Raw genomic sequence first — 14,510 nt, forward strand, 5'->3', positions numbered from 1 at the left:
AGTTAAGCTTTATACTTGTCTACATATTAGTTGTTATCAAAAAGGAGTCACCATGGCACCAGAGGCTGCGTACAAAGAACTTATTGCCGCTTGGCGTATACAGGCTCGCGCCAAACCCGTGTTAACTATAGCTTTTATTGGTGTGCTATTTGGCTTGTTAATCCTGCTGGCTATCAGCACAACGCACTCTTTACTTTACGGTAACTCTGAGCACTTTCGTCTCGCTAATTACGGTGGATTGGCAGGATTTGCTGCAACAGCTGCGGGTTCTATGCTGATTTTATTTCTCGGAAAAGTAAAACAAAGAGTGCAGGATGCATTGCTGGGCTTTGCCGCCGGGATGATGCTGGCAGCTAGTTCATTCTCACTGATTTTGCCCGGCATTGAGGCTGCCGAAAGCCTGCTCAATAGCACTGTTTTAGCAGCGCTCGTTGTCGCTGTAGGCCTTGGCTTAGGTGCTGTACTGATGCACGGCTTGGATTATTTTACTCCCCATGAACACGAAAGCACGGGTCCATGCGGTCCAGAATGCCAGCGCATCAATGGTATTTGGTTATTTGTCTTTGCCATTGCTTTGCACAATATTCCGGAAGGTATGGCCATCGGCGTCTCGTTTGCACAGGGCGACTTATCGGTAGGCATGCCATTAACTACGGCGATTGCTTTGCAGGATGTGCCAGAAGGCTTTGCGGTAGCGCTTGCGTTGCGCGCCAGCGGATTAAGCCGATTCAAATCTGTTCTTATTGCTGCTGCAACCGGTTTGCTTGAACCCTTAGGCGCTATTCTGGGCTTTAGCATGGCCAGCAGTATTGCCCTGGCCTATCCACTGGGCATGGGCATTGCAGCAGGCGCTATGATTTTTGTGGTTTCCCACGAAGTCATCCCTGAAACTCACCGCAACGGACACCAAACCATGGCCACCCTAGGCCTTGTGGGAGGTTTTATGGTGATGATGTTTTTGGATACTGCACTCGGCTAAGCTTTACTGCGCCGTACAATTTTTATCTTGTAATCAAAATCAGCTTTGCGCGTGACGCTGATCGCTTTACGCGTTACCACATCAATAGTGATGTTCCACGCACCATCGCGCGGAACCGCAATTTTAGCCGGGAAACGGTCAAAAGCTCCGCCATGGTAGCTATGCCGCGCCCCATTTTTATAACGACGAAAATCCGCATCATTCATTAAACGGATGTTGCACATTTGCGAGCACTGGATTACTACTAAATCCCCTTCGCTCAACTCTTCTCGCTGATGGACAAACTTCATTTATAAGGCACCTTTGGGATTAGCAAACCCCTTTAAAGCTAAAAATTGTGTGCACTCTCACAATACACACACAGATTACAAGGACATCAAGTTGTGTAGCTGGCTGATTTTACACGCTTTTGGTAGGCTCTCCGCAGAAATAATAGCAAGGGAGCTCATTATGTTTAAAAAAATGGTATTTGTTGTCTTTACCGGTATTTCTGTTCACAGTCTTGCTTCGCAAAGCATGGATATGGATATTCTACTCCAAGCAGCCACGCAACAAAATAACGCCGAAGCGCAGTGGATGCTGGGCGAGTTCTATTTTTCCGGAACGGGGGTTAAACAAGATTTTGCACAAGCCAAACAGTGGTATGAAAAATCAGCACAACAAAACAATCCACAAGCCAATTATGCACTTGGCTCTATGTATGCCAACGGACAGGCTGTGACAAAAAGCACCATAAAAGCCATGGAATTTTTCCAAGCGAGTTGCAAAGCTGGGTACAGTATTGCCTGCTCAGCTTATCAGCAGTTAGCTCAATAATTATTTCGCCAGCAACAAATTTAGGGTAGGCGGCAGCAAGTCGAATGAAAAAGGCACTCGTATTTTTTTTGGTAGCCGCTACTATTCTTGGGGTTTCTTGGTTCTCTCGCATGGACAGTGGAGAGCAAATCTCCACTGAGCAAACCATCCATTTTGTCGAAGATGAACGCTTTCCCATCGTTCGGCCTTTAGAACCTGTTACAGGGCTTTCCAGCAAGGCTGTAGCACTGGGCAAGCGCCTATTTTTTGATACCCGCCTGTCAAGCAACAACACGATTTCCTGCGCATCATGCCACCGTTTTGATCTCGGCGGAGCCGATGGCATGGCGGTATCTATTGGAGTCAATGGTGCACTGGGTGACATTAATGCACCGACTGTATTTAATAGCGGACTCCATTTTGCTCAATTTTGGGACGCCCGCGCGCCCACACTTACTGAGCAGATAGAAGGCCCCATCCACAACCCCGTAGAAATGAATTCTTCGTGGCAAGAGATTATTCAGCGCCTCAGCAGTGATAATGTTCTGGTGGCCGAATTTAACGCTGCGTATCAAGACGGCCTCACGGTCAACAACCTTATTAATGCCATAGCCACCTTTGAGCAATCGCTGGTCACGCTTGATGCGCCTTTTGATCATTATTTGCGCGGCGATAAGTCGGCATTAACTGCTGAGCAGGTTCTGGGTTTCCAAAATTTTCACGATTACGGCTGCACCAGCTGTCACCAAGGCATGCTATTGGGCGGCAACACGTTACAAAAACTCGGCATTATCGAAGATTATTTTGCCGGTCGTGAAATAACAAGCGCCGATCTGGGTCGCTATAACGTCACAGGCCGCGAAGAAGACAAGCATGTATTTAAAGTACCTAGTTTGCGTAATGTAGCCCTAACAGCACCCTACCTGCACGATGGCTCTGCACAAACTCTTGAGGCAGCAGTAGCAATTATGGCGCGCTATCAGTTAGGCCGTGATATCCCCACCGAAGACTTACAATCCATCGTTGCGTTTCTGCAAAGTTTGAGCGGTAAAATACCCGAAATAGGAGCAACACCATGACTCCCGAGGGTAAAAGCTTTCGCGACAAACCCGCATGGAAGTTGATACTGGTTCTAACTTTAACTGCCCTGCTAACTTGGCTGTACTTTCGTTCTGCTGACGTAGTGCCCGGTTCACACGTAAATTACACCCGTAAACTGCGTGAGTTACAGCTATTTGATGAGCAGTTAAACTCGGGGGTCGTTGCTAGTTTTGCTGGGCTGATTGAAAACTACGATAGCCAGCGTTTTTATCTGGCTCAAATTGATAAAACGCTGCTTGAACTGCGTAATATTCCGCGCTGGGTAGAGCCTACAGATCGAAAAACCATCGCCAATGCACTTATCAAGCTGGGTGACATTCATCAGCAAAAAGCGCTAAATGTCGATCGTTTTCAGCGTATTCACGCCGTTGTGCGCAACTCAAGCCTATATTTGCCAATCGCTGCAGACGCCAGTCTTGCGCAGCTGTCACCAACAGAACAGCGTGATTTCAAAGACTTTGTTCGCCGATTGATTAGTTACACCCTAACACGCCAGAAAAACACACAAGAACACCAGTACTTAACCGAGCAAATTAAGACGCTAACCCTACGGCACAACACTCAGCCGCTTGCAACAGCCCTACAGCATGCTGAAATCGTATTAAATAGCACGCCTAAAGCGCTGAAGCTGGTTAATAGCATTACTCGCTCAGACAGCATGGCGCAACTGGAAGATGCATCTCAACTCTATCTGGCAACCTACCGTAAAGCGCTGACTGAAGCCACCTACTACCAAACCTTACTCTATGCGCTTTCATTGCTGCTGGTCGGATATGCGCTGTACGCGCTGTTTCGCATAGGACGTGATCGTCGTTCGCTGATTATCGCGCACCTTGATTTAGAAAACCGCTTTCAAGCGCAACGCCGTGCGGAAGAAGAATTGCGCCTCTACGCAACGATGTTTACCAATGCCAGCGAAGGCATGACTATTACCGATGCGACGACAAAAATTATCGCTGTAAACCCTGCTTTCTGCCAAATAACTGGCTACAGCAAAGAGGAAGTTATCGGTAAAACGCCTAGGATTTTGAACTCAGGTCGACAAAACGACGTTTTTTACCAAAACATGTGGAACACGCTCAACAGCCAAGGACAGTGGAAAGGAGAAATTTGGAACGCCCGTAAAGACGGCTCTATTTTTCCTGAATGGCTGTCTATCACTGCCATTACCGACCAAAACCACCTGCCTAGCCACTATTTAGGCGTGTTTACGGATATCACTGAACGCAAACAGAGCGAAGCACGCATTCATCACCTTGCCCACCATGATGCGCTTACTGGCTTGCCCAACCGTTTATTGCTCTCAGAACGTATCCAGCACGGGATTCAAACCTCACCCTCAAGCCATTTGAAAACCGCGGTTATCTTTATTGATTTGGACCGCTTTAAAAACATCAACGACACCCTAGGTCATTCTGTTGGCGATGACTTGCTGATACAGGTTGCACATCGCGGCTTAAGCGTCCTGAGAGAGACAGACACCTTCAGCCGCCAAGGGGGTGATGAGTTCGTTGCCGTGTTAACAGGACTGAGCAGTCGTCAAGAAGCAGGACGCATTTGTGACGAGTTACTCAACACCCTATGCCAGCCTTATCTGCTTGCCGGTCATGAATTAACTGTGAGCGGCAGTGCTGGAATTGCGGTGTATCCAGAGGATGGCGACAACGCCACAGAGCTGTTACGTAAAGCAGACTTAGCCATGTACCGTGCTAAAGAAATTGGCCGTAATACGTTTTGTTATTTTTCTGCCGAAATCAGCACGACCAGTATTGGTGAGCTGCTGCTGGAAAACGATCTATTTACGGCATTAGAGCGTGGCGAATTGCTACTGCACTACCAAGCGAAAGTAGATTCACGCACGGGTGAGTTGGTAGGCGCGGAAGCGCTAATGCGCTGGAATCATAAAACCCATGGACTCATTTCTCCGCAAATCTTTATCCCGCTAGCGGAAGAAAGTGGCTTGATTAATGCGATGGGCGAATGGGCCATACGCACGGTCTGCGCGCAACTCAGAAGCTGGATAGATGAGGGTTTGCAGGTTTTACCTATCGCTGTAAACATCTCAGCCCATCAGTTTGTGCAGCAGGCGCTGCCACAACTATTGGCTGACATTTTGGCTGAGTTTGCTATCCCTACACAGCTGATAGAGCTTGAACTCACCGAATCCATGCTGATGGGTAATGCGTCGCACGCAGCCAGCACCTTGCATCAGTTAAAAGACATGGGAATTGAGGTTTCAATCGATGACTTCGGCACTGGGTATTCGTCACTTAGCTATCTTCACCAGTTTCCGGTGCACGCTCTAAAAATCGACCGTAGCTTTATCTCACAGATCAACGAAAATAGTGAACCAATTCGTCTTGCCTCGGCCATTATTGCCATGGCGCATGAGTTGGGTTTACAGGTGATCGCAGAAGGAGTGGAAACCGAAGTACAAGCCCGTTACTTGGTCGAACACGGCTGCGATATTTCACAGGGTTTTCTCTACAGCAAGCCCTTGCCCGCAGCAGACTTCGCCAAGCAGCTCAAGTTAGGCTAGCGGGAGCGGTGCTGGCTTGCCAAAATAGTAGCCTTGCATCAGATCGCAACCCAGCTCTCTTAATGCAATAGCCTGCTCTTGTGTCTCAACCCCTTCTGCTATGACTTTAAGCTTAAGGGTTTTGGCCAGAGTAATAATGGTTTCAACAATAGCTGCGTCTTCTGGGTCTTCGAGCATGTCGTGGACAAATGACTGATCTATTTTCAAGCAGTTTAGTGGCAGGTTTTTCAGATAACTCAAGGATGAAAACCCAGTCCCAAAATCATCCAACGCAAACAAAAAACCTGCCTGATTCAGCTCTTTCATTTTTCCCACTGTTGCACTGACATCATCCATCAGCAGACTCTCAGTTAATTCCAGCTCCAACAAATGCGCCGGAAAACCAAACTCCATATAGCCCTTAATGAATTCAGCTACAAAGCTTTTCTGGCGAAACTGTCTGGCACTAATATTAATTGCCAAAATAAGCTGCTGCTTGCTGCTGTCCTGCTGCCATTGCTTGATAGTGTGGCACGCCTGCATAAACACCCACTGCCCAATCGGTACTATTAGGCCTGTTTCCTCAGCGACGGGAATAAACTCCAAGGGTGGAATCATGCCTTTGACCGGATGGTGCCAACGCAATAAAGCTTCATAACCATTCAGGCTGCCGTCGCGATTAACTTTGGGCTGGTAGTAAAGCTCAAACTGCTCAAGTTCAATGGCTTGCCGTAAATCCGCTTCAATTTCGCTGCGACGTGCCGCTGCCTCTTGCATGCTCGGGTCAAAAAAACGAATCGCATCACGCCCTTCTGCTTTAGCTTGATACATGGCTAAATCTGAGCGCTTCATTAGCTCTTCTACCGTCTCGTGGTGGTCAATAAACAGGTTGATACCAATACTGGCTGTCAGTATGTATTGTGTGTCAGTGAGCAAATAGGGTTGACTAATTGCCGTCAATATTTTTTCTGATATCGTTTGGGCGCTGATCGCCGCATCATGCTTAAACTCACCCAGATCCTCTAGCAAAATAATAAATTCATCACCGCCCTGACGAGCCACCGTGTCACCGTCACGCACACTCTCCTTTAAACGCTGAGCGACCACTTTCAATAGCTCATCACCCTGCTTATGCCCCATGGTGTCATTAAGATGTTTGAAATGGTCCAAATCAATAAACAACAAGGCGCAATAGCTCTTATTGCGTGCGCTCGAAGAGAATGCTTGCACAATATGATCTTCGAGCAGACGTCGGTTCGCTAAGCCAGTCAGAGGATCATAAAATGCTAACTGATGAATCTGCTCTTCTGAGAGTTTTCTGACCGTAATATCACTAAAGGTAGATAGGTAGTGCGTAGTCTGGCCACGCACATCCTTAACTGCGGTTATCGCCTGCTGCACGGGGAAACGCTCGCCGCTTTTGCGTTTATTCCACAGCTCACCCGTCCAGCCGCCGAATGTTTTAATTTCGCGCCAAATTTGGCGATAAAAATCAGCATCATGCATACCAGAACTAAGTATGCGCGGTGTTTGCCCCAACACTTCCTTGTCGTCGTACCCAGTGAGCTGTTTAAAGGCGTTGTTCACACGGATAATACGCTCATTTAAATCAGTAATGAAAATGGCTTCCAAGGTATCAAAAGCAACTGCCGAAATACGCAAATCCTCCTCGTTATCCTTTAACTGCTCCAGCGTTTTAGACAATCGCCGTGTGTATGCCACCAACAGTAGGCTCAAAGCAAGGATAACCAGTATGGCTGTCATCGCTAAGATGGACTCTTCGCGATGCGTGCGCCAAATATCTCGCCAAGTAATAGCTGCCTCAATATTGTAAGGCTTCGCCTTTAAGGTGCGCATTAGCTCGCGTATAGGTTCGTAGTCTGCTGGCACGCTAAAGCCATATACATTAGCCTCACGCAATATACTGGTGTTGTGGTCTAAAGTTAAAAATACACCGACAACTTGGCCAGCATGGGCGGTATTAACATGCGCCATCGCTGCCAATGGCCATTCTGGATAGAGCCGCGTTGAAAGCGCCAACGGGAAGTCTGTGAGTTCTTGCTGATTGATAATACGTATTGCATCGGCTTGGATAAGCCCACGCTCGAGCATGGACTCCAACACGCCCGTGCGCACAAAGCCCGCCTCTGCCTCGCCCTGCAAAACCGCCCAGACTGTTTTTTCGTGGGGCAGCCCTGTTTCAATCACCTTGTAGGAATCAAGCTCAACCCCTGCCTGCAGCATCTCATAAGCCTGCATCATATAGCCGCCCACTGAGCCTAGTTTAGGCGTGGCAATGCGCTTGCCTTTAAGGTCGCTTAAACCCTGAATATTGGTACGTTCGGCTTGCGTAAATATCACTCCACCAAAACCACGTAAGGGCGTGTTTTTATACGATGTTATTAAACTGGCTAAAGGGCTAGATAAGCCTTGCGAGTGGGCAAGCTCAATGTAATAGGCTGAGTTAGTCAGAACAAAATCAACCTCACGCCGCGCAACCGCGCTGTAGAGCTCATCATAATAATAGGGCTCAACCTGCAAGCTCACATGGGTTAAATACTGGTTAACATGTTCAATAATCGGTTGCCAGTTTGCTTTAATCAGGTGCTTAGGCTCAAAGGCTAGAATACCGATGGTCAGATTTTTTTTTGCTAAATTGGCCTGTGACTGTACTGAAAAGAGCAGGCTAATACACAGCAAAACATAGCTAATCAATCGTGCTAGCCATTTCATAGCAGTTCCCGCGGAATGAACTGGTTAGTGAACTTGGCGTCGACCCGAAAATCGTCACCGATGATATCCATCTGCTGCATAAGAGAAACTAATTTTTGCGTTGCGCTTGTTAGGCGTATATCTTGCTCCGACAAATAAGCATAGTTGGCTAAAGCATCCGGCAGTAAAAGGCCATAATACAACTGCAAAATATCCTCGGCTTTCATGTCCAGACGCTTAGCAATGCGGTGACTTGCATCCATCGGATTAGTACGAAAATGGTGTAGCGCACGAAAATATACGCGCAGCATTTGCTCTAACGTATTCTGATAGCGGTCCATGGTGTGCTGGGTAACCACTAACACATTAAAAATCATATCGGGAACCTGTCGACTACCAAAGGCAATGTTAGCCCCGGCTTTAACAATTTTATTAGCCACCGGCTCCACGGTAATCAAAGCATCCAATTGCTGCTCCTGCCAAGCACGCTCATGTTTATCGAGCGTCAGATTAACCAGCTTCAGCTCTGATTTTTCCAGTTGGTAATATTGCAAAAACTCATGCAGCATTAGCTCACCGGCGGCAGTATTTTCATAGCCTAGCGTTTTGCCTCGCAGCTGTTGTACATCGGTTAGCTCTGGACGCAGCAAAACCATATCGGCACCAATAGAAATATCAAACAGCAGAATAATCTTTAAATCCATGCCCTCACTACAGAGCAAGATTGCCTCATCCAACGTCAGCATAGCTCCTTGCACTTGGCCTGCGCGTAAGGCGTCACTGCACGAGCTCGCATTGGGCGCATCAACAAGGGTTACATTCAACTCTTCCAGCCAACCCAAATCGCGGGCCATAAACAAAATCTCATAGCCTGGCCACTTGTGCCCAGAAATTTTCAGAGGTGCTGACTTAACGCAACTCGATAGCCACGGCATTAAAGCCAGCATGCCTGCGGCTTGTAAAAAAACTCGACGATTAAAAGAAAACTTATTGCCCATAAATTTTTACAGTTGCCACGTTTTGTTCAATCAAAGTGAATTAAGCTAGGTCGACCAAAAAAATAACCCTGTAGCAAATCACAACCCAGCTCATGTAAAAAATCTGCCTGCTGCGCCTCTTCCACACCCTCAGCAATAACACTTAAGCGCAAACTCTTAGCCAAAGTTATTACTGTCTCGACAATGGCCGCATCATCGGAATTGCTTAGCATGTCGCGCACAAAGGACTGATCAATTTTTAAACTATCAAGTGGTAAATCTTTTAAGTAATTTAAAGAAGAGTAGCCTGTTCCGAAATCATCTAATGAAAACCTAATACCCAGTTTTTTCAGCACAGTCATGGTGCCAATGGCGTCTTCGATGTTTTCTAGCAATAAACTTTCTGTCAGTTCTAACTCCAGCGCCTCACACCGTACCTGAAACTTGTCGATAGCAGCGGTTAGGTCAGCCACAAACTCTTTATGTTTAAACTGCCGTGCACTGATGTTAATCGCCAAGATAAAGCCTTTGCGGTCGGCCTGTGACTGCCATTTTGCCAAAGTTTTACAGGCTTCTTGAATAACCCACTGGCCAATAGGAACAATTAAGCCAGTCTCTTCCGCCACAGGAATAAAGTCCATAGGCGAAATCAAACCCTTTTCTGGATGTTGCCAACGCAATAAAGCTTCATAACCTTGCAACTTGCCTTGGTAATTTACTTTTGGCTGGTAGAAAAGAACAAAATGCTCTTCATCTAAGGCACGACGCAACTCTGTTTCAATCTGCACGCGCTTATTAGCCACTTCCTGCATAGCCAAATCAAAAAACCGAATCGTATGCCGCCCCTCGGCCTTGGCTTGATACATCGCCATATCGGAGCGTTTTAGCAGCTCCTCGACGCTGTCATTAAACGCCTGAAACAGATTAACCCCCACACTGGCGGTAATCACATACTTGTGCTCAAACAACTGATAAGGCTGCGCAATGGCCTCTAAAATTTTTTCTGCTATGTGCTGCACCCTGGTAACGGCTTCGTCTTGGCTGCCACCAATTTTTTGCAATAGGACAATAAAATCATCACCGGCTTGACGAGCCACGCTATCACTGGCGTGCACGCAATTACGAATCCGTTTGGCCACCTGCTTAAGCAATTCATCGCCTACAGGGTAGCCATAGGTATCATTAAGCTGCTTAAAATGGTCCAAATCAATAAACATTAATGCACAGTAGGACTTGGTACGTTCGCTGCTGTGCATCGCTTGCCTGATGTGTTCCTCTAACAAGCGGCGATTAGCCAAGCCCGTTAGTGGATCGTAAAATGCCAGCTGATGAATGCGCTCTTCGGCCTGTTTACGAGCTGTGATGTCGGCAAATGTAGCCAAATAATTAACAACCCTTCCCTGCTCATCCTTGACTGCAGTAATCATCTGCTGAATAGGGTAAATAGCTCCATTTTTCTTTCTATTCCAAATTTCACCGTGCCAACCATCCTCTGTCTGAATCTCATACCACATGCGCTGGTAGAACTGCTTGTCATGTTGTTCTGATTTAAAGATACGCGGTGTTTTACCCACAACCTCATCACTGCTATAACCAGATATACGCTCAAACGCCTTATTGACGCGCAAAATCTTTTCATGTGCGTCGGTAATCAAAATAGCTTCTTGGGTTTCAAAAGCCACTGCTGCTAAACGTTGTGATTCTTCGTTTTTACGCACCAGCATTAAAGTGTTTGACAAACGCCGGTTATAAATCAGCAGCACAATGCTCAGTCCAACAATGATGCCGACACAGATGGCGATCAGCAGAATCAGTGTCTTGTATTTTTCCCAGGTTTGCTGCCATGTGATGGCTGCGTCTAAATGGTAAGGCTTAACTTTTAGTTGACGCATAATGTCGCGAACAGGCTCATAGTCTGCTGGAATACTAAAACCAAATACATTGGCCTGTTTGAACACTGAGTCTTCGTATTTTATCGCTAAAAAAGCAGCGGCTACCTGCGCGGCATCATCTGCTTTAACCTGCGCATGAGCCGTAAGCGGCCATTCCGGGTAGAGCTGTGTAGATAACGCTTGCGGGAAATTCTCCACACGCTGCGCATTAAGCACCCTAAGCTCACCCTCAGCAATAGCACCCTGCTGCAGCAATTCCTCTAAAACACCTGTGCGCACAAAAGCGGCATCTGCTTTGCCCTGCAAAACAGCATTGATAGCGTTATAGTGAGGCATTTTGGTGACTATGCTGTTAAAGCTGTTAGGCTCTATTCCATGCTGCCGAAGCTCGTAGATTTGGGCTAAATAACCACCCAATGAGCCGTAACCTGGCGTTGCCACTGTGCGGCCTTTAAGCTGTTCTAACTGAGTAATGCCCTGCGGCTCATCGCGCACCAGTATTACTCCGCCAAAACTCGGCAATGGCACTGTATTGTAATAACTCACCATCGTAGCTAAAGGACTCGATAACCTTTGCTGCTGCGCCAGCTCGATATACAGCGCCGAGTTAAGCAGAGCGAAATCGACATCCTGTTGCTGCACCGCTGCGTACATTTCTTCAAGGTTAAGCGCCCGCACCCGCAACTCTATATCAAGCAAACGGGTGTTTACTTCATCAATGATGGGCTGCCAGCGTTGCACAGTGACGTGCTTATCGACAAACGCTAGTACAGCAAAATCCAATTGCGTTTTTTCCTTTGCAGCCGCAGCGGCTGTTAGCAAGCCACTTAAAACTATAATGCAACCCGCAAGCACCCGCTTAATATGGCGCGTAACACTGATATGAGTACGGGGTAACAAGGCTTTAAAAACTTCTCGATTTTGACTGCAAATCATATAACTTCCAATCACAGGCTGGCTTCAGGTTATTATAGTGTCACATAAGCTCGACTATTAATTTTAAATAAAAGGAAAGCCCTATGGCGTTACTCACTTTTCTTGGTGCAACACAGCAAGTCACCGGTTCTTGCTACCTTATCGAAACCCATGACAAGCAAAAAATCCTGCTCGAGTGCGGAATGCAGCAAGGCAATGATAACAACAATAGCAATGGCGATAACGGCCAAGCCACTAACTCATCCTTTCGCTTCAATCCAGAACACATAGACGCTGTGGTTATTTCACACGCCCACATTGATCATAGTGGCATGTTGCCACGCTTAGTAGCCGAAGGTTATCGCGGTCCTATTTACGTCACTGATGCCACCAGTGAGTTACTGGAAATTATGCTGCTCGACGCTGCACATATCCAAGAAAAGGATACAGAATGGGAAAACCGCTGGCGTGCACGCAAAGGCAAGCGCCCTATCGCGCCTCTTTATGTCACTGCCGATGCAGAGCGCGCACTTAAACAACGCAAAGCCATTGATTACCACACTAGCGTGGAAATATTAAAAGGCGTAGAGCTTAAATATTATGATGCCGGTCATATTATCGGTTCTGCCATTGTTGAACTAACGTTCCATGAACCCAATAACAGCACACGCCGCTTAGTTTTTTCTGGGGATCTGGGTAACACCTGCACGCCTTTAATGCGTACGCCCGAAGCAGTAAAGCAAGCAGACGTACTCTTATTAGAGTCCACCTACGGCGATCGTAACCACCGCTGTACCGAAGACACTCTTGATGAGTTTGCGGCTATTTTGCAAAAAGCCCACAAAGAAGGCGGCAACGTAATGATTCCTGCTTTTTCTGTAGGCCGTACTCAGGATATTTTATTTCACCTAGGACGCTTCTATCGCGAAGGCCGTCTGCCCCAGCATGTGGTTTATCTGGATAGTCCTATGGCGATACGCGCTAATGCCGTTTACTTTCGTCATCATGATAAGTTCGACAAAGAAAACCTGGCTATGCTTAAAGAACACAACATCGAAAGTCTTGAAGATTGGCTACCCATTATTAAGCAAACCCCACGCCCCGAAGACTCTATGGACATCAACCATACAAAGAGTGGCGCTATAATTGTCGCGGGTAGCGGTATGTGTAACGGCGGGCGCATCGTGCACCACTTTAAGCACAACCTATGGCGTCCTGAATGTCACTTGGTGTTTACCGGTTTCCAAGCGCGCGGCACAACCGGACGCGCCATTGTTGACGGTGTAGACAGTGTAAAAGTCTTACGTGACGATATCGCCGTTCGCGCACAGGTACACACACTGGGTGGCTTCTCTGCCCACGCTGGGCAGTCACAGCTGCTTGACTGGATTCGCCACTTCGACAACTCACCCGAACTTTATTTAATTCATGGTGAGACTGACAAAATGCACGTCTTGCAAGCCAAAATTAAACAAGAGCTAGGCTGGGATGCAGGCATTCCCGAGCTTGGCGATCGTATTGCCATTTAACAGGAGTAATTATGTCGTACGAAACAGAAGAATTTATGGAGCGCCAATATTTAGTTAGTGATGTAAATATTGGCGAAAAAGTTAATGAGCTGATCTCCGCTGCAGTACCACCCAACAGCCCCAATATTGAGCTGTATCGTGAAATGATGCTCACGGTAGCGCGCATGGCAGAGAGCGATCGCAGTCGCTGGGATGCCAAAATCATGATGCAAACTCTAAAAGAGCTGGAAGCATCATTCACCCTCTTGGAGCGCTTTAAGCGGCGCCGCAAGGTGACTGTTTTTGGTTCGGCACGTACCTCACCAGAGCACCCCCTGTACAAGCAAGCCGTAGAGCTGGGCAAAATCATTGCTCAGCATAACCTCATGGTTATTACTGGCGCTGGTGGCGGCATTATGGCTGCAGCTCACGAAGGCGCGGGAAAAGATAATAGTCTGGGGCTGAATATTGTTTTACCTTTTGAGCAAGGCGCTAACGATACCGTTAAAGACAGCGGCAACTTACTGACATTCCATTTCTTCTTTTTGCGCAAACTTTTTTTCGTGAAAGAAGCAGATGCATTGGTTCTCTGCCCCGGTGGGTTTGGGACACTGGATGAAGCATGGGAAGTGCTTACTCTGATTCAGACCGGCAAAAGCCCGCTGGTTCCCGTTGTATTACTTGAGCAAGAAGGCGGCACCTACTGGAGTAAAACCCTGGAATTTATGCAAACAGAGATGGTCGACCACGGCTATATCTCAGCTGAAGATCTCGAATTGCTGCACTTGGTCTATACGCCAGAAGAAGCAGGACGTGAAATCGCTAAATTCTATAGCAACTACCATTCTACTCGCTGGTTAAGCGGTCGCTTTGTCATTCGCATGCACCACAAGCTAACAACTGCCGCAATTGAACATCTCAATCAAGAGTTTGCCGGCCTATGCAAAACAGGAAAAATTGAACAGGTACCCTACTGCGAACAAACTCACAAAGAGCCGGAGTTCTGCAAGCTGTATCGTTTAGAATTCGTCTTTAATGCGCGCGATTTTGGTCGCCTGCGTCAACTAGTTAACTTTATTAATCAGCCCGAAAACTGGCAGCAAAACGCCTGAC

Annotated in this window: 10 protein-coding genes; 6 read left to right on the plus strand and 4 right to left on the minus strand. The window is 47.2% G+C overall.

Annotated elements, in window-relative coordinates; translation table 11 throughout:
• The first annotated feature begins 52 nt into the window (after nt 1-52).
• Complete coding sequence (locus QEZ41_RS02155; protein ID WP_289409737.1) at nt 53-979, plus strand: ZIP family metal transporter; 927 nt, start codon at nt 53-55, stop codon at nt 977-979.
• On the opposite strand, the gene QEZ41_RS02160 is transcribed toward QEZ41_RS02155, so the two are convergent.
• Nucleotides 976-1,269 carry a DUF1883 domain-containing protein gene (locus QEZ41_RS02160; RefSeq protein WP_289409738.1) on the minus strand — a complete coding sequence of 98 codons (294 nt, stop codon included), beginning with the start codon at nt 1,267-1,269 and terminating at the stop codon, nt 976-978. The genes QEZ41_RS02155 and QEZ41_RS02160 overlap by 4 nt on opposite strands.
• 13 nt (nt 1,270-1,282) lie before the next feature.
• On the opposite strand from QEZ41_RS02160, the gene QEZ41_RS02165 reads away from it, so the two are divergent.
• From QEZ41_RS02165 to QEZ41_RS02175, 3 genes are read left to right on the plus strand one after another with little or no spacing between them, the layout of a single operon-like run.
• Nucleotides 1,283-1,795, plus strand: a complete 513-nt coding sequence (locus QEZ41_RS02165) for a tetratricopeptide repeat protein (RefSeq protein ID WP_289409739.1) — start codon at nt 1,283-1,285, stop codon at nt 1,793-1,795.
• A 44-nt stretch (nt 1,796-1,839) separates the two neighbouring features.
• Nucleotides 1,840-2,853 (plus strand): cytochrome-c peroxidase, encoded by a 1,014-nt coding sequence (locus QEZ41_RS02170; RefSeq protein WP_289409740.1) that lies wholly within the window; start codon nt 1,840-1,842, stop codon nt 2,851-2,853.
• On the plus strand, nt 2,850-5,414 hold the full coding sequence (locus tag QEZ41_RS02175; protein ID WP_289409742.1) for an EAL domain-containing protein: 2,565 nt from the start codon (nt 2,850-2,852) through the stop codon (nt 5,412-5,414). Before QEZ41_RS02170 ends, QEZ41_RS02175 begins: the two co-directional genes overlap by 4 nt.
• Here the strand turns inward: QEZ41_RS02175 and QEZ41_RS02180 are convergent.
• Genes QEZ41_RS02180 through QEZ41_RS02190 form a run of 3 tightly spaced genes read right to left on the minus strand, consistent with a single transcriptional unit; the run spans nt 5,406 to nt 11,910 of the window.
• On the minus strand, nt 5,406-8,126 hold the full coding sequence (locus QEZ41_RS02180) for an EAL domain-containing protein (RefSeq protein WP_289409743.1): 2,721 nt from the start codon (nt 8,124-8,126) through the stop codon (nt 5,406-5,408). The two genes, QEZ41_RS02175 and QEZ41_RS02180, sit on opposite strands and share 9 nt — an antisense overlap.
• Nucleotides 8,123-9,103, minus strand: coding sequence for an ABC transporter substrate-binding protein (locus QEZ41_RS02185; RefSeq protein ID WP_289409744.1), 981 nt, complete (start codon nt 9,101-9,103; stop codon nt 8,123-8,125). The genes QEZ41_RS02180 and QEZ41_RS02185 overlap by 4 nt, the downstream gene beginning before the upstream one ends.
• A 26-nt stretch (nt 9,104-9,129) precedes the next feature.
• Nucleotides 9,130-11,910, minus strand: coding sequence for an EAL domain-containing protein (locus QEZ41_RS02190; protein ID WP_289409745.1), 2,781 nt, complete (start codon nt 11,908-11,910; stop codon nt 9,130-9,132).
• An 83-nt stretch (nt 11,911-11,993) separates the two neighbouring features.
• Between QEZ41_RS02190 and QEZ41_RS02195 the strand changes: the two genes are divergently transcribed.
• Nucleotides 11,994-13,418 carry an MBL fold metallo-hydrolase RNA specificity domain-containing protein gene (locus QEZ41_RS02195; RefSeq protein ID WP_289409746.1) on the plus strand — a complete coding sequence of 475 codons (1,425 nt, stop codon included), beginning with the start codon at nt 11,994-11,996 and terminating at the stop codon, nt 13,416-13,418.
• Nucleotides 13,419-13,429: 11 nt separating this feature from the next.
• Nucleotides 13,430-14,509: an LOG family protein gene (locus QEZ41_RS02200; RefSeq protein WP_289409747.1), complete on the plus strand. Its 1,080-nt coding sequence runs from the start codon at nt 13,430-13,432 to the stop codon at nt 14,507-14,509.
• Nucleotide 14,510 lies beyond the last annotated feature (1 nt).

This window comes from Thiopseudomonas acetoxidans (genome assembly GCF_030362935.1).
GTDB lineage: Bacteria > Pseudomonadota > Gammaproteobacteria > Pseudomonadales > Pseudomonadaceae > Thiopseudomonas > Thiopseudomonas acetoxidans.